This window comes from Kitasatospora sp. NPDC056731 (genome assembly GCF_040687675.1).
GTDB lineage: Bacteria > Actinomycetota > Actinomycetes > Streptomycetales > Streptomycetaceae > Kitasatospora.
This window is the reverse complement of the sequence record NZ_JBFBNR010000028.1, coordinates 81,725-104,150: the sequence shown is the minus strand read 5'-3', so window position 1 is coordinate 104,150 and position 22,426 is coordinate 81,725. Positions and strand designations below refer to the sequence as shown.

Below are 22,426 nucleotides of genomic sequence, written 5' to 3'. Positions count from 1 at the left end.
AACGAACGTGGGCGTCACCAGACGACAGCTGCTGTGGGCCGGTGCCGGTATCGGGGCGGCCGGCGCGCTCGCCGCCTGCAGCGGTGGCGCGGGCGGATCCAAGGACGCCGCATCCGCGGGCGCGGTGTCCTCGCAGCCCCGCGCCGGGGGGACGCTGAAGGTCGGTGCTCTCGGCAAGGCCTCCGCGATCACCCGCGACCCGCACGGCACGCAGGCCAACGAGAGCGACTACCTGATCATCAGTCTGCTCTACGACACGCTGGCCGTTCCCGGATCCACCGCCAACACCGTCCCGCGCCTGGCCTCCTGGAAGCCGTCGGAGGACCTGAAGACCTGGCGCTTCACGATCGCCGACGGCGCGACGTTCCACGACGGCACCCCGGTCACCGCCGCCGACGTGGTCTGGTCGCTGCAGCGCCTGCGCAACACCCCGGCGGGCAAGAGCCGGCTGCCCGGCATCCAGCCCGAGGGCATCAGGGCCGAGGACGCGAAGACCGTCGTCCTGGTCTCCGACTACCCCAACGCGGATCTGCCGCTGCTGACCCGTCTGACCACCTTCGTCCTGAAGAAGGACACCAAGGACGACGCGATCGCCGGCGCCCCCGGCACCGGCCCGTTCAAGCTCGACTGGTACCGCGACGGCAACGCCCGGCTGGTGCGCAACGACAACTGGTACGGCGGCAAGGTGCTGCTCGACGCCGTCGAGGTGCGCCTGTTCGAGAGCCCGCAGGCCATGGCCAACGCCCTGCTCGCCGGGCAGATCGACCTCGCCTCCAACGTCGGCGCCGTCGCCGCGCGCACCGCCGAGGCCCGCAAGGACGTCCAGATCCTGCGCCGCCCCAACGACATGGCGATGCCCGTCGTCATGCGCACCGCCGACGGCCCGTTCGCCGACGCACGGGTGCGCGAGGCCCTGAAGCTGGCGGTCGACCGCGACGCCATGGTCAAGCAGGTCCTCTCCGGCTACGGCAGCGTCGCCAACGACATCCTCGGCACCGGCGACCCGGCCTTCGCCAAGGACATACCGCAGCGGGGGCGCGACCTCGCCAAGGCCAAGCAGCTGCTCTCCGACGCCGGGTTCGACACCTCCCGGACCTACGACCTGATCACCGCCGAGGACGTCTCCGGCCTCGCCGAGTCCGCGACCCTGTTCGCCACCCAGGTCCGCGAGGCCGGCGTGAAGATCAACGTCGTGAAGCAGGACTCCAAGATCTTCTGGGACGCCACCTGGCTCAAGGCGCCGCTCTACACGACGTACTGGGGCACCAACGACTCGGTCGTCTTCTTCGCCTCCAAGACGATGCTCTCCGACGCCGGCCAGAACGAGTCCGCCTTCAAGGACCCCGCGTTCGACGAGGCCTACCGCACGGCCATGGGCACCGCCGACGCCGCCGCGCGCGACAAGCTGCTGCACCGGCTCCAGGAGATCGAGTTCGCCGAGTCCGGCTACCTGCTGTGGGGCATGGCCGACGGCATCGACCTCGCCGGAGCCGCCGTGCGCGACCTGCCCAGGCTCCCCGGCTACGGCCGCGTCCAGCTTGAGAAGACCTGGCTGGCGCGTTGACCACGCTCCAGCCGGCCGGCGCCCGCGCGCCGCAGGGCGCCCCGGCCCGCATCCTCCCCGGTGCGGGCCGGGTCGCCCGGCAGGCGGCCCGGCGCCTGGCCCTGCTCGTCGTCCTGCTCGCCGGCGTCTTCGCCGCCGTCGAGCTGCTCCCGGGCGACGCCGCCGGCGCGACCGCCGAGCGCGGGGTCACCGCCGCGGACCTCGCCGCCCGCCGCAGCGCCCTCGGGCTCGACCGCCCGGTGGCCGAACGCTTCTGGGACTGGATGACCGGCCTGCCCACCGGCGACCTCGGCGTCACCGCGCGCGGCCAGCACGTCACCGACATCCTCGCCGGCCCCTTCCCCAACACCCTGCTCCTGGGCACCCTCGCCCTCGCCCTGAGCACCATCGGCGCCCTCGCGCTCGGGAGCTGGGCCGCCCTGCGCCCCGGCGGACGCGCCGACCGCGCCATCGACGCCGCCTCCACCGCCGCGTTCGCCCTCCCGGAGTTCGTCGTCTCCGTCGCCCTCCTACTCCTGCTGTCCCAGTGGACCGGCTGGCTGCCCGCCGTCACCCTCACCGGCCCCGACGGAGCCCCCGAGTCCTGGACCATGCTCGTCCTGCCGGTGCTCTCACTGGCCATCCCCCAGATCGGCTGGAACACCCGCATCGTGCGCGGCGCGCTCGCCGACCAGGCCGCGCTGCCGCACGTCCAGGCCGCCGTCCTCGACGGCCTCGCGCGCCGACGCATCCTCAGCCACCACATGCTCCCCGGCGCCCTGTCCGCCATCGCCGTCGGCATCGCCACCTCCGCCGGCATGCTGCTGGGCGGCACCGTCGTCGTCGAGACCCTCTTCAACTACCCCGGCATCGGCGCCGTCCTGGCCGGGGCCATCGCCGACCGTGACACCCCGCTCGTCGCCGGAGTCGTGGCCGCGGCCGGCGCCGCCATCAGCCTGCTCCTGCTGCTGGCCGACCTCATCCGCACCACCGCCCTCGGAGAGGAGCGCCGATGACCGCCGATGCCCCGACCGCAGCGGCCCCCGCGCCCGCCACCCGGCGAAGGAGGCACGTGCTCGTCCGCGCCGTCCCCGCGCTCCTGCTCGTCCTCCTCGCCCTCGCCGGACCGCTCCTCGCCCCTCACCCCATCGACACCCCCGTCACCTTCCCCTACGCCGAAGCCGGCGGCGACGCGCCGCTCGGCGGTGACCAGCTCGGCCGCGACGTCCTCAGCCGCCTGCTGACCGGCGGCGCACCCCTGATCGCCACAGCCGTGGCCATCGCCCTGGTCGTCACGGCGGCGGCCACCGTCCTCGGCATCCTCGCCGTCCTGCGGCCCCGGCTCGGCCGATGGATCGAACGCGCCGCCGACCTGACGATCCTCCTGCCCTCCGTCCTCGCCATCATGCTCATCGCCCTGGCCTGGCCCGCCGGCGGACGCCTGGCCGTCGCAGCCGCCGCCACCCTCCTGGGCATTCCCTACGCCGTGCGCATCGTCGCCGCGGCAGCCGCCCCCATCGCCGCCACCGGCTACGTCGAGGCCGCGGCCGTCGGCGGCGAACGCCTGTGGCACCTGACGGTCCGCGAGGTGCTGCCCAACCTGCGCTCCACCCTCCTCGCCCTGTTCGGCCTGCGTTTCGTCGAAGGCGTCTACATCGTCTCGGTCGCCGCCTTCCTCCAGCTCGGCCCCCAACCCCCGGAAGCCGACTGGGCGTTGATGATCCGCGAGAACGCCGCCGGGATCACCCTCAACCCCTGGGCGGTCGGCGCGCCGTGCCTGGCCATCGGGCTGCTCGCCATCAGCGTCAACCTCGCCGCCGAAGCCCTCGCCCCCGCCCGGCCGACCCCGGAGACCCCGCTGTGAGCACCGCCGCCCCCGCCGCCCGCGCCACGGGCCTGTCCATCGCCCTCGCGGACACGCCCCTGCTCACCGACGCCACCCTCACCCTCACCCCGGGCCGGGTCACCGCCGTCACCGGCCCCTCCGGCGCCGGCAAGACCACCCTCCTGCGCGCCCTCGCCGGAGCCCTCCCACCAGGCGCCCGCGTCACCACCGGCACCCTCGACGTCCTCGGCCACGACATCCTCGCCCTCCCGCCCGAGGACCTGCGCCGCCTTCGCCGCCACAAGCTCGCCTTCGTCGGCCAGGACCCGGGCTCAGACCTCAACCCGCGCATGCGCGTCGACCGCCTCCTGACCGAGACCGCCGCCGACCGCCGCCGAACCTCCGTACCCGACCTGCTGCGCGCCGTCCGCCTGCCGGCCGGCGAGCGCCTCGAACACCGCCGACCCGCAGGCCTGTCCGGCGGTCAGCAGCGGCGTGTCGCGCTTGCCCGCGCCCTCGCCCGACGGCCCGAGATCCTCCTCCTCGACGAACCCACCGCCGGCCTCGACCCGGCCCTGCGCGACGACATCGCCGACCTGCTGCGCGAGATCGCCGATTCCGACGGCCTCGCCATCGCCCTCACCAGCCACGACCCCGACTTCGTCGCCCGCTGCGCCGACGACGTTCTGGCCCTGTGGCCCGACCGCCTTGCTGCGGCCCCGGCTGGGGCCCCGGCTGCGGTTGGGGCTGCGGCGGTGGCTGGGGCTGTGGCCGGGGTTGTGCCGGCAACGGCCGTGCAGGCCGCACGCGTTCGTACCAGGGCCGCCTCCGGCATGTCGCCCGTCGTGGAGGTGAAGGCGCTCAGCGCCGGCATCGGCACGGTCCGCACCCGCCACCGCGTCTTCGCCGCCGTCGACCTCGTCCTGATGCCCGGCACGCTGACCGGGATCACCGGCCCGTCCGGATGCGGCAAGAGCACGCTGCTGCGCACCCTGGCCGGCCTTCACCGGCCCGAGTCAGGCAGCGTCGTCCTCCACGGCGAACACCTGGCCCCGTCCTACCGGCGCCGCAGCCGCGACCAGCGCCGCCGCATCCAGCTCGTCCCCCAGAACCCCCTCGGCGCCCTCAACCCGGCCCACACCGTCGGTGCCACCCTCACCCGGCCGCTGAAGCTGCACTTCGGCCTTCCCGCTGCCCGGTGCGAGGAGCGCGTCGCCGAACTGCTCACGGCCGTCGGCCTGCCCCCGCACTACGCGACCCGCCACCCCCACGAACTCTCCGGCGGCCAACGCCAGCGCGTCTCCCTCGCCCGCGCCCTGGCCGCCGAACCCGACGTCCTGCTCTGCGACGAGGTCACCTCCGCCCTCGACACCGACACCGCCGCCGCGCTCATGGACCTCCTCGACGACCTGCGCACCAGCCGGGGCCTGGCGGTGGTCCTCGTCAGCCATGACCTCCCCCTCGTCACCGGCCACGCCGACCACGTCCTGCCTCTCGCGGGCCCCCACTCCGCACCGCTCACCGCGCAGCAGCCCGCCGGCGTCCGCTGACTCCTACTCGGAGATCCACCGTCGGCGCTGTCCGCCGGTGAGCACCCAGCCGGGGCCCGAGGGCGAGGGTGTGCGGTGTCCCGCGCCGCGGGCGGCCGCCGTGCACACCCGCCGCAGCAGGGAGTTGAGTTCGGCGCGCTGGCCCTTCGTCAACGAGGCGAGCAGGTCGCCTTGGACGGCGGATGCGTCGTCGTGCAGCACGTCCAGTGCTGCCTGCCCGGCCGGGGTGATCGTCAGCACCTCCTGCCGCCCGCCGATCTGGACGACCATGGAGTGCACCAGGCCTGCCGACAGGAGTTCGTCCAGCGCCTGGGCGGAGTCGGTCCCGGTTGTGGCGGTTGCGGCGGCGTGCTCGGTGAGGTCGCGGCGCCCGTGCGGCCCCAGCTGGGCGAGTGCGGACAGCAGCGCCTGATGGGCCGGGCCCATTCCCCTCGCGTCGAGCCGGTCGGCCAGCAGCCGGTCGACCGCCCTGCCGGCCGTCGACAGGAGGTAGACGGTCTGTTCGAAGGGGCTCGTCGAGCCCGTCCTCCCGTCGTACACGCCAGGTCCCATCGTCCGGTGGCCGCCGTGTTCTCGGGCCGGGGCCATGGTGGCGGCACCCGCGCGGGGATGCCGAGCCCGGAGGCCGGAGTGAACGCGGCCGCTGATCGCCGGAGGGCGGGCGGCTGCGCCAAGGCCCGCACGGGTAAGCCGAGCCTCACCATACCCGGACCCGCACGGTTGGTCTACATCGATGTCGTCAGACCGTGCCGTGAGCCCTCAAGGTCCGGGCCGCGTACTCGACGTACTCGTGCAGCCCGTAGGCCAAGGCCGCGCTGAGCAGGGCCGCGACCGTGACGGCGGCGACCAGGGCGACGGCGGCCCGCGCCCTGCGGCCGGTCGGGCGGGCGGGCGCGGGGCCCAGGAGGGCCTGGACGCGCTGGGGCACGGGGCCGGTGTTCACGGACAGCAGGGGCCCGGCGGTTCGGCGGGCGGACGGCGATCCGGCCAGGGCCGCCCGGGCGATGGCGGTCGCGGCGGTGCGCCGGTCGGCGACCGCGGCGGCGGCCTGCTCGTCGGCCCAGCGTTCCAGGTGGTAGTCGAGGTCGGCCCGCAGCCGGGCCAACGCCGGGTGTACGGCGGCGGCGAGGTCGACGGCGGCGGACAGCAGGTGGTGGCGCCCGCGCAGGTGGGCGCGCTCGTGGGCGAGGAGCACCGCGCGCTCCGCCGGGCCCAGCGCGCTCAGCATGCCGGCCGAGACGACGACGCGGCCGGGGCGCCCCCGGTGGCCGGGCAGGGCGAAGGCCTCGGCGTCCTTGCCCGCGACCACGAGCAGGTCGCCGTCGCTCGTCGCGTCAGCGGTCAGGCCCCAGGCACGGGCGAGGAGCACGCGGTGCCCGCGCCACCGCAGCGTCAGCCGTACGGCCTGGACGGCCAGCGCGGCCCCGGCAGCGCAGGACACCGGCACCACGGCCGGCCACCGGGCGACGACGCCGGACAGCGGCAGGTGCTCCAGGCCTGCCAGGAACGGGACGTGGAACAGCCCGGCGAGTGCCGCGACGGTGCCGCCCGCCAGCAGGACGGCCGCGCCCGTGAGCGCGAGCGAGGCCTCGCGCGGAGGGAGCAGCAGGGCCAAGCGGCGTGCGGCGGGCGCCGCGGCCCAGGGGAGCAGCAGAGCCAGGGCGACGATCGTCAGGATCAGGCCCATGCGTCGTCCTCGGGCCCGGGCCTGCCGGAGTTCGTCGCGGTCGTGGTCGCGGCCTCGGTCTGGGCATCGAGGAGCAGGCGGCGCAGGACGTCCTCGTCGTCCTCGGACAGGGAGGAGACGAACCGCTTCAGCACGAGGTCCCGCTGCGGTTCCTTCTCCAACTCCCGGCGCATGCGCCCGGCCGCCAGTCCGGCGGCGTCCTCCACCGGGGCGTAGGCGAAGGACCGCGCGGGGCGGCTGCGGACCAGGGTCCCCTTCTCGTGCAGGCGGGTGAGGATCGTCGTCACGGTGGTGCGGGCCAGCCCGTGGTCCAGCGCCTCCTTGACCTGCTGGGCGGTCAGCGGCTCGCCGGCCGCCCACAACACCGCCAGCACGTCCGCGACCAGCTCCCCGTGCGGACGCCTGGCGTCCCGACCGACCCTCACATCGTTCTCCCTGTCCCGACACTCCCGGAAGGCACACTCCCGGCCGGCACGCCTCCGGCGCCGACAGCGGTCGGCGGCCGAGGCCCGCCCGCGCCGGTATGGCGAAGATGGGCTCGGCCTGTGTTGCTTAGGTGTGCCTCAGCTAACTTTACGGGCTCGTGGCCCCGCGCTGCCGGGTGCCTGATCGCGGACACCGTCCGGTCACGTGCCGCTCGGCGCGGTGGAAAGCCGATGGCGCAACGCGCGTGCGGGCCTCTGGACTTACTAGGACGTCCAACTATATGGTCGACGGCAGGTCCGCGGTGTCAGGGAAGCCGGTGTGAGTCCGGCACGGTCCCGCCACTGTGACCGGGGAGTTCGTCCTCGCAGACGAAGGCCACTGGCAGCCAGCCGGGAAGGCCTGGGGGCGTGCGGTGATCCGGGAGTCAGGATACCGGCCGCGGGTGTTTCCGTGTTTTCCACGAGGATGGAGACGACACGCATGACTCCGGGCTGCTCCCGCTCCACTGCTGCTCCTGGTTGTCCCGTGCCCACGGCCGCCGGGGCCCCGACGCCCTGACGTTCCGTTCTGCCGCCGTACGCCCGTGTCGCGGGGCGCACCACCGTGTGCCCGCCGACCGGCGGCGGCCTCCGATCCTCCTCCTCTCCCCACCCCTGTCGAGAGAAGGAACCCGATGGTCCGAGAACTGACCCACTTCGTCGCCGGCAAGCCCACCGCCGGCACCTCCGGTCGCTTCGGCGACGTGTACGACCCCAACACCGGCCGGGTGCAGGCCCGGGTGCCGCTGGCGAGCCGGGCCGAGGTCGAGGCGGTGATCGCCGATGCCGCGCAGGCCCAGCCCGCATGGGCCGCGTGGAACCCGCAGCGGCGCGCCCGCGTCCTGCTGCGCTTCCTCCAACTCGTCGAGCAGGAGAAGGAGGAGCTGGCCCGGCTGCTGTCCGCCGAGCACGGCAAGACCGTGGCCGATGCCCACGGGGACATCCAACGCGGCCTGGAGGTCGTGGAGTTTGCCGCCGGCATCCCGCACCTGCTGAAGGGCGAGTTCAGCGACAACGCGGGCACCGGCATCGACGTGTACTCGATGCGCCAGCCGCTCGGCGTGGTCGCGGGCATCACGCCGTTCAACTTCCCCGCGATGATCCCGCTCTGGAAGGCCGCACCCGCCATCGCCTGCGGCAACGCCTTCGTCCTCAAGCCCTCGGAGCGCGACCCCTCGGTGCCGCTGCGCCTGGCCGAGCTGTTCCTGGAGGCCGGGCTGCCGCCGGGCGTGCTGAACGTGGTCAACGGCGGCAAGGAGGCCGTGGACACCCTGCTGGAGGACACTCGGGTGCAGGCGGTCGGGTTCGTCGGCTCCACGCCGATCGCCCAGTACGTGTACGCCACCGCCGCCGCGCACGGGAAGCGGGCGCAGTGCTTCGGCGGCGCCAAGAACCACCTGGTCGTGATGCCGGACGCCGACCTCGACCAGGCCGCGGACGCGCTGATCGGCGCCGGCTACGGCTCGGCCGGCGAGCGCTGCATGGCGATCTCGGTGGCCGTCCCGGTGGGGGAGGAGACCGCCGACGCCCTGGTGGCCAAACTGGTCGAGCGGATCGCCGCGCTGAAGGTCGGGCGCTCGGACGACCCGGCGGCGGACTTCGGCCCGCTGGTCGGCGCCGACGCGCTGGAGCGGGTCCGCGGCTACCTGGACCTCGGGGTCGAGGAGGGCGCCGAACTCGTCGTCGACGGGCGGGACTTCCGGCTGGAGGGGCACGAGGACGGCTACTTCCTCGGCGCCTCGCTGTTCGACCGCGTCACGCCCGACATGCGGATCTACCGGGAGGAGATCTTCGGCCCCGTCCTGACCGTGCTCCGCGCCGCCGACTACGAGGAGGCGCTGCGCCTGCCCGGCGAGCACGAGTTCGGCAACGGCGTGGCCATCTACACCCGGGACGGCGACACGGCACGGGACTTCGCCCGCCGGGTGAACACCGGCATGGTCGGCGTCAACGTGCCGATCCCCGTGCCGGTCGCGTACCACACCTTCGGCGGCTGGAAGCGCTCCGGGTTCGGCGACCTCAACCAGCACGGGCCGGACTCGATCCGCTTCTACACTCGCACCCGCACCGTCACCTCGCGCTGGCCCTCCGGGGTCAAGGAGGGCGCGAGCTTCACCATCCCGACGATGGGCTGAGGGCGCCGTGCACGACCTCACAGAGGACCAGCTCGCCATCGCGGCGACCACCCGGGCCTTCGCCCGCGAACACCTGGCGCCGAACGCGGTCGCGTGGGACCAGGCCAAGCACTTCCCGGTGGACGTGCTGCGCAAGGCGGCGGACGTCGGCCTGGCCGGTGTCTACGTCCGCGAGGAGTCCGGCGGCTCCGGGCTCACCCGCGCCGACGGCGTCCTCGTGTTCGAGGCGCTGGCCACCGGCTGCCCGTCCATCGCCGCCTACCTGTCCATCCACAACATGGTCGCCTGGATGATCGACCGCTACGGCGACGACGCCCAGCGCGCCCGGTGGCTGCCGGGCCTCAGCGCCATGGCGACCCCCGCCAGCTACTGCCTCACCGAGCCCGGCGCGGGCTCGGACGCGGCGGCACTGACCACCCGAGCCCGCCGGGACGGGGCGCACTGGGTCCTCGACGGCGTCAAGCAGTTCATCTCGGGCGCAGGGGTCTCCCAGGTCTACCTGGTGATGGCCCGCACCGGCGGACCGGGGGCCGGCGGGGTGTCCGCGTTCGTCGTCGAACGCGAGGACGCCGGCGTCTCGTTCGGGCCCGACGAGAAGAAGATGGGCTGGAACGCCCAACCCACCCGCCAGGTGCGGCTGGACGGCGTCCGGCTCCCGGCCGACCGCCTCCTCGGAGCCGAGGGCGAGGGCTTCCGGATCGCCATGAACGGGCTGAACGGCGGCCGGCTCGGCATCGCCGCCTGCTCCCTCGGCGGAGCGCAGGACGCCCTGGAGCGGGCCACCGGCTACCTGGCGGACCGCGAGGCGTTCGGCGCCCGGCTCCTGCACGCCCAGGCGCTGCAGTTCCGGCTCGCCGACATGGCCACGGAGCTGGAGGCGGCCAGGTCGCTGCTCTGGCGGGCCGCCTCGGCCCTGGACCGGGGGGACCCCAGAGCGCCGGAGCTGTGCGCGATGGCCAAGCGGCACGCCACCGACACCGGCTTCGAGGTGGCCAACCAGGCGCTCCAACTGCACGGCGGCTACGGCTACCTGGCCGAGTACGGCATCGAGAAGATCGTCCGCGACCTGCGGGTGCACCAGATCCTGGAAGGAACCAACGAGATCATGCGCGTCATCGTCGCCCGCGGCCTGACCGGGGCCGCGTGATGGCCGGGAACGACCTCGACGAGGTCCTGGTCCACCGCGAGGGCCGGGCCGGCCTGATCGTCCTCAACCGCCCCGCGGCCCTGAACGCCCTCACCCACGGCATGGTGCAAAGGATCTCCGAAGCCCTGGACACGTGGGAGGAGGACGAGCGGGTCGACACCGTGGTCATCTCCGGCGCCGGTGAGCGGGCCTTCTGCGCCGGCGGCGACATCGTCGCCATCCACCGCGCCGCCACCGGCGCGGACCCGGGCGCGGTGGAGGAGTTCTGGCGCGACGAGTACCGCCTCAACGCCCGCATCGCCCGCTACCCCAAGCCCTACGTCGCGCTCATGAGCGGCATCGTGATGGGCGGCGGGGTCGGGGTCTCCGCCCACGGTAGCGTCCGGATCGTCACCGAGACCACGCGCATCGCCATGCCCGAGGCCGGCATCGGCTTCGTCCCCGACGTCGGCGGCACCTACCTGCTCGCCCTCGCCCCCGGCGAGCTGGGTACCCACCTGGCCCTGACCGCGGGCTCCGTCGGCGCCGCGGACGCGCTGCTCTGCGGCCTCGCCGACCACTTCGTCCCGGCCGAGCGGCTGCCCGCGCTGCTGGACGACCTGGCCGAACTCCCCGTGCACGACGCCCTCGAACGGAACGTCGGGCCCGCACCGGCCGGCGTGCTGGACGGTCGGCGGGCGTGGATCGACCACTGCTACGGGGCCGACACCGTGGAGGAGATCCTCGACCGCCTGCGGGACAGCGGCGAACCGGAGGCCAAGGAGGCCGCGGACCGGATCGCCGCCAACTCGCCCGCCGCCGTGAAGGCCACCCTCGCCGCCCTGCGCCGGGCCCGCACCCTCGGCCCGCTGGAGGCCGTCCTCGACCAGGAGTACCGGACCTCCTGCGCGGCGCTCTCCACGCCGGACCTGGCCGAGGGGATCCGCGCCCAGGTGATCGACAAGGACCGCTCCCCGCGGTGGAACCCGTCGACGCTGAGCGCCGTCGAGCCCGCCACGGTGGCCCGCTACTTCGCCCCGCTCGGCGACCGGGAACTCGGCCTGGCCCCCACCACACCCCTGGAGCGCTGGTGACCCACCGCAACGGATTCAACGGAGTCAACGGATTCAACGGAGTCATCGGATTCATCGGACTCGGCAACATGGGCGGCCCGATGGCCGCCAACCTCGCCACGGCCGGACACACCGTGACCGGTTACGACCTGGCGCCCGAGGCACTGCGGCGGGCGTCCCGGACGGAGAGCGGCGTCCGTCCGGCGCGGTCCGCGACCGAGGCGGTGCGGGAGGCCGACGTCGTCATCAGCATGCTGCCGGCCGGCCGGCACGTGCTGGCCGCCTACGCGGACCTGCTGCCCGCCGCCCGCCCGGGAACGCTCTTCGTCGACTGCTCCACGATCGACGTCGCGGACGCCCGGGCGGCGCACGACCTCGCCGTGCACGCCGGGCACCGGGCCGTGGACGCGCCGGTCTCCGGCGGGGTGGTCGGCGCCACGGCCGCCAGCCTCACCTTCATGGTCGGAGCCGCCGAGCCGGACTTCGAGGCGGCCCGGCCCGTGCTGGAGGCGATGGGCCGCAAGGTCGTGCACTGCGGACCCCCCGGAGCGGGGCAGGCCGCGAAGATCTGCAACAACATGATCCTGGGCATCTCGATGATCGCGGTCAGCGAGGCCTTCGTGCTCGGAGAGAGCCTCGGACTCAGCCACCAGGCCCTCTACGACGTCGCCTCGACCGCCTCCGGCCAGTGCTGGGCGCTCACCACCAACTGCCCCGTCCCCGGGCCGGTGCCGACCAGCCCGGCCAACCGCGACTACGCGGCCGGGTTCGCCGCCGCCCTGATGGCCAAGGACCTCGGCCTCGCCGCCGGAGCCGCCGAGGCCGCCGGCCTGCCCACCGAACTCGGACGCAGGGCGGCACAGCTGTACGCGGACTTCGCGCAGGCCGACGACGGCGCCGGCCTGGACTTCTCGGCGATCATCACCACCCTGAGGGAGGACGGCAAGTGACCGGCTACGAGACGATCCTGGCCGAGCGCAAGGGCCGGGTGGGGCTGATCACGCTCGACCGGCCCAAGGCGCTCAACGCGCTCAGCACCCTCCTGATGAACGAAGTCGTGCAGGCGGCAACGGAGTTCGACCGGGACCCGGAGATCGGCTGCCTGGTCATCACCGGCTCGGAGAAGGCCTTCGCGGCCGGCGCCGACATCAAGGAGATGCAGTCCCTCGACTTCGTCGACGCCTACCTCGGCGACTGGTTCGCCGCCTGGGACCGCTTCGCCGCGCTGCGCAAGCCCGTCGTGGCGGCCGTGGCGGGCTACGCGCTGGGCGGCGGCTGCGAGCTGGCGATGCTGTGCGACGTCCTCCTGGCGGCGGACACCGCGAAGTTCGGGCAGCCGGAGATCAAGCTCGGCGTCATCCCCGGCATCGGCGGCTCGCAGCGGCTGACCCGGGCGGTCGGCAAGGCGAAGGCGATGGAGCTCTGCCTGACCGGCCGGATGATGGGCGCCGAGGAGGCCGAGCGGGCCGGCCTGGTCTCCCGGATCGTCCCGGCGGACCAGCTGCTGGCCGAGGCCCTGACGGTGGCCGAGACCGTCGCGGCGATGTCCACCCCGGCGGCGGTCATGCTCAAGGAGAGCGTCAACCGCTCGTACGAGACCACGCTCGCCGAGGGCGTCCGCTTCGAACGGCGCCTGTTCCACGCCACGTTCGCCACGGCGGACCAGAAGGAGGGCATGGCGGCCTTCGCCGAGAAGCGCCCGCCGGAGTTCCTCAACCGCTGACGGTCCGAGCGGTTCGCGGCGCGATGTGGCGGACGATCCCTTGACCGGATCTTCTCCGTATCGCCATGATGAGCCGTCAAGTTGTGACTCCGCCGCTGGGGGAAGTCCGGTTCGAATCCGGCGCTGACCCGCAACGGTAGGCCGCCGGCTCCACGCCGGCGGCGAGCCCGAGTACCCGGCGGCGGAGGTGTGTCGTCCCCTCCTCCCGTCGTGGTCTGCGGGCCGGAGCTCCGAGGGCTGCCCGGCTGTTGCCGCCGTCCTCCGGGCCCCTGCGTGCGGGCCCGGAAAGGCACCCATGCCCACGCTCCGCCGCACTCTCGGTCTGCTCGCGATACCCGCCCTCGCGCTCGCCACCGTCCTCCCGGCGGCCGCTGCCGCCCAGGCCGCGCCTGTTGTCGCGACCTCGTCCCCGACGATCCGCCCCGATGCCGCCGCCGGCGGCTGGCTGGCCCGTCAGCTCGTCGACGGCGACCACTTCGAGTCCGTCTTCAACGGCACCGCCTACCCCGACCAGGGCCTGACCATCGACGCCGTGCTGGCCTTCGCCGCCTCGCGCAGCTCCGACCAGGCCGCCACGAAGGCCACCGCCTGGCTGGCCAAGCCCGAGATCATCACCGGCTACCTCGGCGACGGCACCACCGAGGCCTACGCGGGCGCGACCGCCAAGCTGCTGCTCGCCGTCGAGGTACGCGGCGGGAACCCGACGGCCTTCGGCGGCGTCGACCTGCCCGCCCGGCTGCGCTCCCTCCAGACCGCCGACGGCCGGTTCTCCGACCGCTCGCAGTGGGGCGACTACAGCAACGCCTTCGGCCAGTCCCTGGCCCTGATCGCCCTGCACCGCACGGCCGGCGGCGCCCCGGCGGCCGCCGTCGACTTCCTCGCCAACAGCCAGTGCGCGGACGGCGGTTACCCGCTCTCCTTCGGCCAGGCCACCTGCACCAGCGACCCGGACGCCACCGCGCTCGCCGCCCAGGCCCTGGCCGCGACCGGCCGCACCGCCAAGGCCAACGCCGGGCTCGGCTGGCTGACCGCCCACCAGAACGCCGACGGCGGCTTCCCGGCCGCCGGGGCCGCCGCGTCCAACGCCAACACCACCGGCCTCGCCACGCAGGCACTGCTGGCCGGCGGACGCTTCGGGGCCGGACTCAAGGGCTGGAGCAGCCTGGTCAAGCTCCAGCAGGGCTGCTCCGCCGACCCGGGCGTGCGCGGGGCGGTCGCCTACGACGCGACCGGCTTCAACCCGGCCACCGGCGCCCGGGCCACCGCGCAGGCCGTCCTCGGCCTGGCCGGCACCCCGCTGGCCACCCTCTCCGCCACGGGTGCCCGCCCGGACGCGCCCGTGCCGGCCTGCCCGGCGACCACCCACTGACCACCCGCTGACCCCGAGAGGAGAGCTCCGATGACCGACACCCTGGCGCCCGCGCGCCCGGCCCGCCGCACCCTCGGCTCGATCGCCGCCGCCGCTGCCCTCACCGCCGGCCTGCTCGGCGCCTCCGCCGTCCAAGCCCCGCAGGCGCAGGCCGCCGCCTGCGACGGCACCACCGGCGTCACCGTCGTGGTCGACTCCACCGCCGTCGGCGGCGGCATCCAGACCGGCTGCGCACCCGGCGACCCGGCCAGCGGCCTGGCCGCGCTGACCGGCGCCGGGTTCGCGTACACCTTCCACCCGCGCTACCCGGGCTTCGTCTGCACCATCAACGCCCTGCCGACGACCTGCACCAACCCCACCGGCAGCGCCTACTGGTCGTACTGGCACGCCCAGCACGGCGGCCCCTGGTCGTACAGCAACCTCGGCGCGGGCAGCTACAACCCGGCACCCGGCGACGTCGAGGGCTGGTCCTTCGGCGCCGGCGCCCAGCCGGGCGTCCCCGCCCCCTGATCTCCGGCGGCGTACTGGTGCCCCGGCCCCTCCGGAAGGGGGGCCGGGGCACCGGCGGTACGGCTGTTGCGTGATGTTCGGCGCCGCCGGGCGAGGGAAGGCGAATGCCAGGTCGGCGGATCACCGTCACCTGGCCCAGGGCATTTCCGTCGACCCGGTGGGCCGGTACCAGGTGATGCCCCACTCCGCGCCCCAGTCCTTGCCGGTCCAGTCGTAGGCGGGTGTCCAGAGTGGCCGGGCCGGTTGAGGTCCCCACTCCTCCGGGTCCGGGCGCACCAGCAACTCGTCCTCATGGGCGTAGCCGCCGGTGAGTACGGTCGCCACGAACTCCGCGAAGCCGCCGTCGAAACGGTCGAGCGCACCGTCGTCGACGCCACCGAAGTCGCAGAAGACGGCCACCGGCCACTGCTCCGGGTCCGGGCCGTCGGTCAGCCAACAGCAGTAGTTGTGGTTGCTGTTCATGCCCCAGGGCAGCAGCCCGCCCGGGTCCGGGAACACAGGGGTGCGCTCCTGGTCCCAGAACTCGTCCTCGCCCTCGACCTGCCCCCGGAACTCGGTGTCGGTCTCGAAACGCCACCCCGCCAGGCCGCCCGGCGAACCGGCTCCGTGGGAGCGCTCCGTCGGCGACCGCACACCCCACTCGCCGTTCAGGTTCACCGCACCGTACAGATCGACGAACGCCCGGTAGTCCGACGGCAGTTGGACCCCGAGCTCGGCCGGTGCCAGCTCCCACGGCACCCGCGCCGGGGTGTACACCGGCTCGCCCATGATCGCCCGCAGTCGATCCCATGCCTCGGTCATTACCCGACCCCTCTCCGGCCGTCAGTCGTCAGAAGCTGCACTTTAGGCGACGGCTCCGACGGACCACTGACCCGACCGGAAAACCGTCGGCTGGCAGGGCCCGCTCGATCTCGACGGTTCGAACGGGCGGACTGGATGATCACTCGTCCGAGCGTTTCCGGGATGGCGGTCTGGCTGTTGCGTGATCCTGAACTCGGCTAAGAGGTAGGGGACTTGAGGAGAATTGCCCTGACCGGCAGGGGCGCCGGGACATGCGAGCGGCCCCGCGCACCGGAATCGGTGTGCGGGGCCGCTGTGGGGCATCGGGTGGTTCAGCAGTGGGGCAGGGCTGGGCACGTCGTGAAGCATCGCCGCGCCGTCCACGCTGGTACACGGTGTCCAGGGCGACCGGGACCTTCGGATCAGTTGCCGTAGCGGAGCGAGACGGTGTCGCCGAGGTGGACGGTGGTGGCCCGGGTGGCGGTGGTGGCGGTGGTGCCGTCCAGGCTGACCTTCCAGGTGGAGGAGCCGTTGTTGGCGGTGCCGTTGATCGCGGTGACGGCGCCGGTGCCGGAGGACGGGGTGACGGCGGTGACGCAGCCGGCGGGGGTCGCGGATGCGGCGGCGTCGAGGACGTCGCCGAGGGTCGCGGTGGTGCCGGTCGGGGTGAGGGTGACGGCGCAGACCTTGAGTGCGCCGGTGCCGTCGTCGATGACCAGCGGGAGCTTGGCGGCGGTGCCGGGGACGAAGGTGGTGGCGGCGGCCCAGGCGGGCTCGCCGGCGGTGGTCGGGGTCGGCGGGGTGGCGGTGAAGCCGGCGCCGGCGACGGCGCGCAGGCCGTCGACGGAGGCGTAGGGGGAGGGGGTGGTGTCGGCGGGCAGGTACTTGAAGCCGCCGCCGGGCTTGAACTGCTGGGCGATCAGGAAGTCGACGGGGCTCTTGCCGGTGCCGCTGGTGAAGTCGGCGCCCTGGGGGTTGATGCCGCAGGCGTTGAGGCCGGAGACGGCCCAGCCGTTGGAGTCGGTGTTGACGCCGAACATGGCGTTGAAGGCGCCGGAGGCGGTGAGCTTGCCCTTGAGGAAGTTCTTGGCGGCGACGATCGCCGGGTCGGTGGCGGGGACGCCCCCGGTGCAGAGCGAGGCCATGGCGGCGCCGGTCATGTCGATGTCGCTGCCCTGGGCGAGGGCGTTCGGGTCGCCTGCGGCCTTGCTGAAGTTCCAGCCGCCGTCGTTGTGCTGGTTGGCGCGCACCGCCGTGACGGAGGCGTCGAGCAGCGGCTGCGGGACGCGGGGGCTGCCGGCCTGGGTCTTGGCGCCCGCGAGGGCGAGGAGGCCGAAGACGGTGCCGTTGAAGTTGGCGGACGGGCCGTAGTAGCCGGGTTCGGCGGTCTGCCAGTAGGCGGCGAGGTCGGCGACGAGGTTGCGGCCCGGGCCGACCCGGGCGGGGTCGATGCCGGCGGCGTAGGCGTTGAGGATGCCGCGCTCGTAGTCCGTGACGACCGGCGAGGCGCTCGGCCAGCCGGGGGCGGCGAGTTGGCCGCGGTACACCAGTCGGGCGTTCTTGGTGGGGTCGCCGCCGGGGGTGACGTCCGCGGCGGCCGTGCCGGCGGCCGCGAGTGCGCTGAACGCCCACTCGTTGGAGAGCCCGCCGCCGGTGACGTAGCTGCCGTCGGCGGCCTGGAGCGACTTCAGGTAGGTGACGCCGGTGCTCTTCGAGGTGGCTATCTGGGTCGGGCTGGCCGTCGCGTGGGCGGGGACGGCGGAGAGCAGGAGTGCGCCGGCCGTCAGGGCGACGGTGACGGCGGAGGCGGCGCGGGCCGGGGTGGTTCGCGAGGGTGTGGTCCGCGAGGGGGCGAGGAGGGACACGGGACAGGCTCCTTGGGGTGGCGGGCGCCGACCCTGCCCCGGAGTTCCGGCGTCCGTTGGAGGGCGCGCGACTGCCGGAGCGGTCGCCGCCCGGATCGCGTGGGCCGGCTTTCGCCATGGTGCGTGGCCGGGCGGGCATTCGGGCTCAGGGCGGCACGATGGCCACCCCACACCGCTGCGCGTCAGCCCCGGATTCGCACCGGGTTCCCCCGCTCGGCCACCGCGGACGCTACCGCACGGCGCACCGGCGCACGAGGTGGTGTGATCGATATGACGACCCGTTGACTCCCGCTCGGCCGTCGTGGTCTGATGAACCGATTTTTTGCCCTCGGCATTCAGGGGAAGCCGGTCCAACTCCGGCGCTGACCCGCAACCGTGGACCCACCTGTGGTGGGTGAGCCGGAATGCCTGGACCGGGGGCCTGTTCACAGAGCACTTGCGTCGTCGCGGACTACGACGCGGTCCGGACGGTCCCTGCCCAGGAGACCGTCGGCTGCGCCGTTGCGTCCCCGCGTCGACCGACCAGGGAGTCGTCGTGAGGGTCAGCAGCAGTCGCACACGTCACAGGAACCGGGACCTCGCCTCCGTGGTGGTCGCCGGTGCTGTCGCGGTCGCCGCCTGCGGAAGCGTCCTGTTCGGGCGTCCCGGCACCGCGGCAGCCGACCCGATCGAGCAGTGCACGGCGACGACGGGCGCGATCGTCGCCGTCGACTTCACCCACTGGGGCGGCGGCGTCGTCCGGGGCTGCGACGCCCACCCCACGACCGGGATGAACCTGCTGCACGCCGCCGGCTTCATTACCGCCGGAACCGAGCACGACGGACCCGCCTTCATCTGCCGACTCGGAACCGGGACCTTCAACAGCGGCACCCAGTACCCGACGCCGGCCGAGGAACCCTGCGTCAACACCCCGCAGGCCACCGCGTACTGGTCGTACTGGATCGCCGAAGCCGGCCAACAGGCCTGGTCCTACAGCCGGTTCGGCGCCGGGACGCAGAAGCCCAAGCCCGGCGAGGTCGAGGCCTGGGTGTACGGCGGCACCGACATCGGCGGTACCAGCGGGGCACCGGGCTTCACCCCGGACTCCGTGAGAGCGAAGAGCGGTGGTTCGTCGGCTTCGCCGTCCGCCTCGCTGTCACCGTCGGCGAGCCCGACTCCGACCCCGACCGGGCCGACCCCGACCGGGCCGACCCCGACCGGGCCGACCTCGACCGGGCCGTCCGCCACCGGTGACCCGGCGGCCGCCGCGGCCTGGCTGGCCCGCCAACTCGTCGGCGGCGACCACATGGAGAACTGGGCCGTCGAGGGGCCGGACTACCCCCGGACCGCCCTCACCGCCATCGCCCTCGCCGCCGCCGGCAGCCAGGATCCGGCGCTGCGCAGGACGACCGCCTTCCTCGCCGCCCACACCGACGCCTTTCTGTACCCCGACGGACCGGCCGGCCAGCCAGATGCGAAGGCCGCCGCACTGCTGGCCCTCGTCGCCGAGAGCACCGGCAGCGATCCCCGGGCCTTCGGCGGCCGGGACCTGATCGCCGCGCTCACCGGCCACGTCTGCACGGCGGCGGGGGAGAACGGCAAGTGCACCGCCGCCGGGGACTTCCTCGGCGCGGCCTCGCCCTGGGTCCAGTCCCTCGGCGTCATCGCCCTCCAACGCGCCGGTGTCACGCCACCCGCCCCGGCGCTCGCCCGCTTCACGGCGCTCCAGTGCGCCGACGGCGGGGTGGCCGGATCGATGATCGTCGCCGGAGACCACTGCGAGTCCGACCCGCTCACCACCGGCCTTGCGGCCCTCGCCCTGCGCACGGCCCCCGGATACGAGACGGCGGCGAAGAAGGCTTCGGACCAGCTCGCGGCCGGACAGCAGGCCGACGGATCCCTGCTCCCGTACCTCGGCGCCCCCGGCGACACCATCAGCACCGCGAGCGCGGCCCAGGCGTTCAAGGCCACCGGACAGGACACCCGCCGGGCCGCCGCCACGGCCTGGCTCGCCGCCCGGCAGGGCGCGGACGGCGGCTTCGGCCCCGACGCGTCGACCACCGATCCGGACCCGGCGGCCACCGAGCAGGCGATCCTGGCCCTGACCGGCACCGACCTCACCAGCGTTCGGCACAACCCGGACGCCGGCATGCCGCCGACCACGCCCGCCACCACTCCGCCGACGACGCCCGCCAGCACGCCGCCTGCCGGAAGAACCCCCGACGCCGCCAAGGGCAGCGCCTACCTCACCGACCCGTCCCGCCTGATCAACGGCCGCTACTACGAGGGCTTCCCGGCCTTCGCCGACTTCGGCCTCACCATCGACGGCGCCTACGCCCTCGCGGCCACCGGCACCGACGACGCCACGCTGCGCAGGATCGTCGACTTCCTGGACCAGCCGGGCAAGGACGCCGGCGAGCGCACCGTCAACGACTGGACCGGCATCGGCACCGAGTACGCGGGCGGCGGCTCGATCGGAAAGGAGGCGCTGCTCGCCGAGGCGGTCGGCCGCAACCCGCGCGCCTTCGGCGGCCACGACCTGATCGCCGCCCTGGCCGCCCTCGTGTGCACCAAGGCCGACCAGAGCACCGGCTGCGCGGCGTCCGGCAACTACACCTACGCCACCTCGGTGTTCTCCCAGGCGCTCGGCATCATGGCCCAGCTCCGGGCCGGGGGCTCGACGAACGCCGCTCCCGCAATCGCCTACCTGAAGGGCCTCCAGCACCAGGACGGCTCCTGGCCGAGCCTGATCCCCGCCACCGGTGACTCCGACGTGGACAGCACGGCGATGGCCGTCATGGCCCTCGCCCTCGTGCCGGGGGACGAGGCCGCGCGGGCCGTCGACCAGGGCCTCGGCTGGCTCGCCGCGCGGCAGTTGCCCGACGGCGGCTTCCCGGGAGCGGCCGGCGACTCGACCAACTCGGCCGCGCTCGCCATCCAGGGCATGACGCTGCGCCAGTCCACGTACGGCGCCCAGATCGCCAAGGCGCGCGACTTCCTGGCGGGCCAGCAGAACGGCGACGGCGGGTTCAACGTCGCCTCCGCAGGGCAACCGGGATCGGACGTCCGCGCGTCCACGCAGGTGCTCGGCGGTGCCACCGGGATCTCGTTCGGCACACTGCTCCGGGACCTCGGGGGAACGTCGACGCCGACGCCGACTCCGACTTCCACCGGGACGGCGACCCCGACGGGTACGCCGACGGGCACGCCCACTGGTACTCCCACGGGCACGCCGACCGGCACGCCCACGAACACATCCACGAACACGCCCACGGGCACGCCGAGCCCGACGGGCTCTCCCGCCACGGCTGGGCCCTCGGACACCGCCGTTCCCTCGACCGGCGACGGTTCGGCCACCTGGTCGGCCGGTGGCATCGACGCTCCGGCCGGTGGCGGTGGCGGTGGCGCACCCCTCGCCGTCGCCCCCGCTGGTGGCGTGCCGACGCAGACCGGATCCGGCAGCCTGGCCGGGACCGGAACCCAGGCCCTGACGCTGACGGCGGGCGCGGGTGTGCTGACCGCGCTCGGCGCGGCGGCCGTCCTCGTCGCCCGACGTCGCAGCGCGGCCGCCCCGGGGCGGCACCGGTGAGCCGGGGACTCGGCGGTCGGCTCGGTGGGCGGCTCGGCCGGCTGTCCGGGGCGGCGGCCCTGACCTTCGCCCTCGCGTTCGGCGGCGTCGCCGTGGGCACCGCCCCGGCGTCCGCGGCGCCGCTGCCGATCGACCAGTGCACCACCACCTCCGGCGTGGTGCTCGCCGTGGACTTCAGCAAGTGGGGCGGCCCGCTGCTGCGCTCCTGTGGGACCACGCCGACCACCGGCTTCACCCTGCTCAACCAGGGCGGCTGGAAGACCACCGGGACCGGGCACGACGGTCCGGCGTTCATCTGCCGGATCGGCTACAGCGGCTTCCAGGGCGGCAAGCAGTTCCCGGCCCCGGACCAGGAGAAGTGCGTCCTGACGCCCCCGGCCACGGCCTACTGGTCGTACTGGCACGCCGATCCGGGCCAGAACGAGTGGTCCTACAGCCAGCTCGGCGCGATGAGCTACCAGCCGAAGCCCGGCAGCGTCGACCTCTGGATCTTCGGTGGCACCAACATCGAGGGCACCGAGGGGCGGCCGGGCTTCTCGCCGGACAGCGTTCGCGCGCACAACTCCAGCCCCGGCGGACAGCCCGCCGACCCCGGCCAGGGCACCACGGGCGGCGGGTCGACGGGTGGCACGGGTACGACCGGCGGCAGCGGCAGCGGCAGCGGCTCCGGCAGCGGCACCGGTTCGAGCGGTGCCACCGGCACCACCGGAAACGCAGGCGGAACCGGCAGCACCGGCAGCAGCGGCGGAACCGCCGGCACCAGCGGCGCAGGCACGGCCGGTGGCACCGGATCGGGCCGGCCCCCGGCCCCCGCCAAGCCCCCGACGGGCGGAGCCCGTCCGCCCGCGCCCGCCACCACCCCAGGGCCCGGCGCCGTTGCCATTCCCGAGGACGGCATCACTCCGCCCGGAGCGCCCGAGCCGACGCCCGTGCCCGCCACGCCGGTGCCGGTCGAGCCGTCCACCGCGCCGCCGACGGACACCCCGAGCGATCAGCCGACCCCGCAGACGGTCGAGGCCGCGGCCGCGCCGACGTCCACCCCCGCCGTGCCCGGCGGCGTGGTGGACGCCGACCCGGTGGCCGACGCCCCGCACGACTCCGGGTCGATGGCTCCCGCCGTCATCGCGACCGCCCTCGTGGGGGCGCTGGGCGCGGCCACCGTGGTCGTCGCGCGCCGCCGCCGCCGACGGGCCGAGTGATCCGGTGAC

Annotated in this window: 18 protein-coding genes and 4 riboswitches; of the genes, 13 read left to right on the top strand and 5 right to left on the bottom strand. The window is 74.3% G+C overall.

The window, feature by feature from the left end; all coding sequences use genetic code 11:
- Positions 1–7: 7 nt before the first annotated feature.
- The 4 genes from AB0R04_RS26430 to AB0R04_RS26415 are packed head-to-tail and all read left to right on the top strand — an operon-like array spanning position 8 to position 4,918.
- Positions 8–1,564 carry an ABC transporter substrate-binding protein gene (locus tag AB0R04_RS26430; RefSeq protein WP_363375389.1) on the top strand — a complete coding sequence of 519 codons (1,557 nt, stop codon included), beginning with the start codon at positions 8–10 and terminating at the stop codon, positions 1,562–1,564.
- A 50-nt stretch (positions 1,565–1,614) separates the two neighbouring features.
- Positions 1,615–2,559: an ABC transporter permease gene (locus tag AB0R04_RS26425; protein WP_363375411.1), complete on the top strand. Its 945-nt coding sequence runs from the start codon at positions 1,615–1,617 to the stop codon at positions 2,557–2,559.
- Complete coding sequence (locus tag AB0R04_RS26420) at positions 2,556–3,407, top strand: ABC transporter permease subunit (RefSeq protein WP_063352237.1); 852 nt, start codon at positions 2,556–2,558, stop codon at positions 3,405–3,407. The genes AB0R04_RS26425 and AB0R04_RS26420 overlap by 4 nt, the downstream gene beginning before the upstream one ends.
- Positions 3,404–4,918 (top strand): ATP-binding cassette domain-containing protein, encoded by a 1,515-nt coding sequence (locus tag AB0R04_RS26415; RefSeq protein WP_363375386.1) that lies wholly within the window; start codon positions 3,404–3,406, stop codon positions 4,916–4,918. The genes AB0R04_RS26420 and AB0R04_RS26415 overlap by 4 nt, the downstream gene beginning before the upstream one ends.
- A gap of 3 nt (positions 4,919–4,921) precedes the next feature.
- On the opposite strand, the gene AB0R04_RS26410 is transcribed toward AB0R04_RS26415, so the two are convergent.
- From AB0R04_RS26410 to AB0R04_RS26400, 3 genes are all read right to left on the bottom strand, one after another.
- Complete coding sequence (locus AB0R04_RS26410; protein WP_363375384.1) at positions 4,922–5,458, bottom strand: MarR family winged helix-turn-helix transcriptional regulator; 537 nt, start codon at positions 5,456–5,458, stop codon at positions 4,922–4,924.
- A 199-nt stretch (positions 5,459–5,657) separates the two neighbouring features.
- Positions 5,658–6,605 (bottom strand): M56 family metallopeptidase, encoded by a 948-nt coding sequence (locus AB0R04_RS26405; RefSeq protein WP_363375382.1) that lies wholly within the window; start codon positions 6,603–6,605, stop codon positions 5,658–5,660.
- Positions 6,596–7,030, bottom strand: a complete 435-nt coding sequence (locus tag AB0R04_RS26400) for a BlaI/MecI/CopY family transcriptional regulator (protein WP_363375380.1) — start codon at positions 7,028–7,030, stop codon at positions 6,596–6,598. The genes AB0R04_RS26405 and AB0R04_RS26400 overlap by 10 nt, the downstream gene beginning before the upstream one ends.
- Positions 7,031–7,295: 265 nt before the next feature.
- Positions 7,296–7,487: riboswitch (cobalamin riboswitch) on the top strand.
- A gap of 217 nt (positions 7,488–7,704) precedes the next feature.
- On the opposite strand from AB0R04_RS26400, the gene AB0R04_RS26395 reads away from it, so the two are divergent.
- The 7 genes from AB0R04_RS26395 to AB0R04_RS26365 all read left to right on the top strand — a co-directional run bounded on the left by AB0R04_RS26395 (position 7,705) and on the right by AB0R04_RS26365 (position 15,005).
- Positions 7,705–9,204 carry a CoA-acylating methylmalonate-semialdehyde dehydrogenase gene (locus AB0R04_RS26395; protein WP_363375378.1) on the top strand — a complete coding sequence of 500 codons (1,500 nt, stop codon included), beginning with the start codon at positions 7,705–7,707 and terminating at the stop codon, positions 9,202–9,204.
- Between the two features lie 7 nt (positions 9,205–9,211).
- Positions 9,212–10,351, top strand: a complete 1,140-nt coding sequence (locus AB0R04_RS26390; RefSeq protein WP_363375375.1) for an acyl-CoA dehydrogenase family protein — start codon at positions 9,212–9,214, stop codon at positions 10,349–10,351.
- The gene (locus AB0R04_RS26385; protein ID WP_363375373.1) at positions 10,351–11,424 is read left to right on the top strand and encodes an enoyl-CoA hydratase/isomerase family protein; all 1,074 of its coding nucleotides are present in this window, start codon (positions 10,351–10,353) and stop codon (positions 11,422–11,424) included. The genes AB0R04_RS26390 and AB0R04_RS26385 overlap by 1 nt, the downstream gene beginning before the upstream one ends.
- Positions 11,421–12,353 (top strand): 3-hydroxyisobutyrate dehydrogenase, encoded by a 933-nt coding sequence (gene mmsB, locus AB0R04_RS26380; RefSeq protein WP_363375371.1) that lies wholly within the window; start codon positions 11,421–11,423, stop codon positions 12,351–12,353. Before AB0R04_RS26385 ends, mmsB begins: the two co-directional genes overlap by 4 nt.
- Positions 12,350–13,126 carry an enoyl-CoA hydratase gene (locus tag AB0R04_RS26375; RefSeq protein ID WP_363375368.1) on the top strand — a complete coding sequence of 259 codons (777 nt, stop codon included), beginning with the start codon at positions 12,350–12,352 and terminating at the stop codon, positions 13,124–13,126. The genes mmsB and AB0R04_RS26375 overlap by 4 nt, the downstream gene beginning before the upstream one ends.
- Positions 13,127–13,183: 57 nt before the next feature.
- Positions 13,184–13,324: riboswitch (cobalamin riboswitch) on the top strand.
- Between the two features lie 97 nt (positions 13,325–13,421).
- Positions 13,422–14,495: a prenyltransferase/squalene oxidase repeat-containing protein gene (locus AB0R04_RS26370; protein WP_363375365.1), complete on the top strand. Its 1,074-nt coding sequence runs from the start codon at positions 13,422–13,424 to the stop codon at positions 14,493–14,495.
- 30 nt (positions 14,496–14,525) lie between these two features.
- Positions 14,526–15,005 carry a flagellar hook-length control protein FliK gene (locus AB0R04_RS26365; RefSeq protein WP_363375362.1) on the top strand — a complete coding sequence of 160 codons (480 nt, stop codon included), beginning with the start codon at positions 14,526–14,528 and terminating at the stop codon, positions 15,003–15,005.
- 126 nt (positions 15,006–15,131) lie between these two features.
- Here AB0R04_RS26365 and AB0R04_RS26360 read toward each other — a convergent pair whose 3' ends face one another.
- The gene (locus AB0R04_RS26360; RefSeq protein WP_363375359.1) at positions 15,132–15,806 is read right to left on the bottom strand and encodes an SMI1/KNR4 family protein; all 675 of its coding nucleotides are present in this window, start codon (positions 15,804–15,806) and stop codon (positions 15,132–15,134) included.
- A 401-nt stretch (positions 15,807–16,207) separates the two neighbouring features.
- Positions 16,208–17,572, bottom strand: coding sequence for a hypothetical protein (locus tag AB0R04_RS26355; protein ID WP_363375408.1), 1,365 nt, complete (start codon positions 17,570–17,572; stop codon positions 16,208–16,210).
- A gap of 211 nt (positions 17,573–17,783) precedes the next feature.
- Positions 17,784–17,860, bottom strand: a riboswitch (cobalamin riboswitch).
- 93 nt (positions 17,861–17,953) lie between these two features.
- Positions 17,954–18,081: riboswitch (cobalamin riboswitch) on the top strand.
- Positions 18,082–18,185: 104 nt separating this feature from the next.
- Here AB0R04_RS26355 and AB0R04_RS26350 point away from each other — a divergent pair.
- Both AB0R04_RS26350 and AB0R04_RS26345 read left to right on the top strand, forming a co-directional pair.
- Positions 18,186–21,218 (top strand): prenyltransferase/squalene oxidase repeat-containing protein, encoded by a 3,033-nt coding sequence (locus AB0R04_RS26350; RefSeq protein WP_363375356.1) that lies wholly within the window; start codon positions 18,186–18,188, stop codon positions 21,216–21,218.
- Positions 21,215–22,417 carry a hypothetical protein gene (locus tag AB0R04_RS26345; protein WP_363375355.1) on the top strand — a complete coding sequence of 401 codons (1,203 nt, stop codon included), beginning with the start codon at positions 21,215–21,217 and terminating at the stop codon, positions 22,415–22,417. The genes AB0R04_RS26350 and AB0R04_RS26345 overlap by 4 nt, the downstream gene beginning before the upstream one ends.
- Positions 22,418–22,426: the final 9 nt, after the last annotated feature.

Excerpts from the sequence above, each read along its gene's own strand:
- AB0R04_RS26395 (WP_363375378.1), top strand. The coding sequence starts at position 7,705 with ATGGTCCGAGAACTGACCCACTTCGTCGCCGGCAAGCCCACCGCCGGC.
- AB0R04_RS26405 (WP_363375382.1), bottom strand. The coding sequence starts at position 6,605 with ATGGGCCTGATCCTGACGATCGTCGCCCTGGCTCTGCTGCTCCCCTGG.
- AB0R04_RS26420 (WP_063352237.1), top strand. The coding sequence starts at position 2,556 with ATGACCGCCGATGCCCCGACCGCAGCGGCCCCCGCGCCCGCCACCCGG.
- AB0R04_RS26360 (WP_363375359.1), bottom strand. The coding sequence starts at position 15,806 with ATGACCGAGGCATGGGATCGACTGCGGGCGATCATGGGCGAGCCGGTG.
- AB0R04_RS26385 (WP_363375373.1), top strand. The coding sequence starts at position 10,351 with ATGGCCGGGAACGACCTCGACGAGGTCCTGGTCCACCGCGAGGGCCGG.
- AB0R04_RS26365 (WP_363375362.1), top strand. The coding sequence starts at position 14,526 with ATGACCGACACCCTGGCGCCCGCGCGCCCGGCCCGCCGCACCCTCGGC.
- AB0R04_RS26370 (WP_363375365.1), top strand. The coding sequence starts at position 13,422 with ATGCCCACGCTCCGCCGCACTCTCGGTCTGCTCGCGATACCCGCCCTC.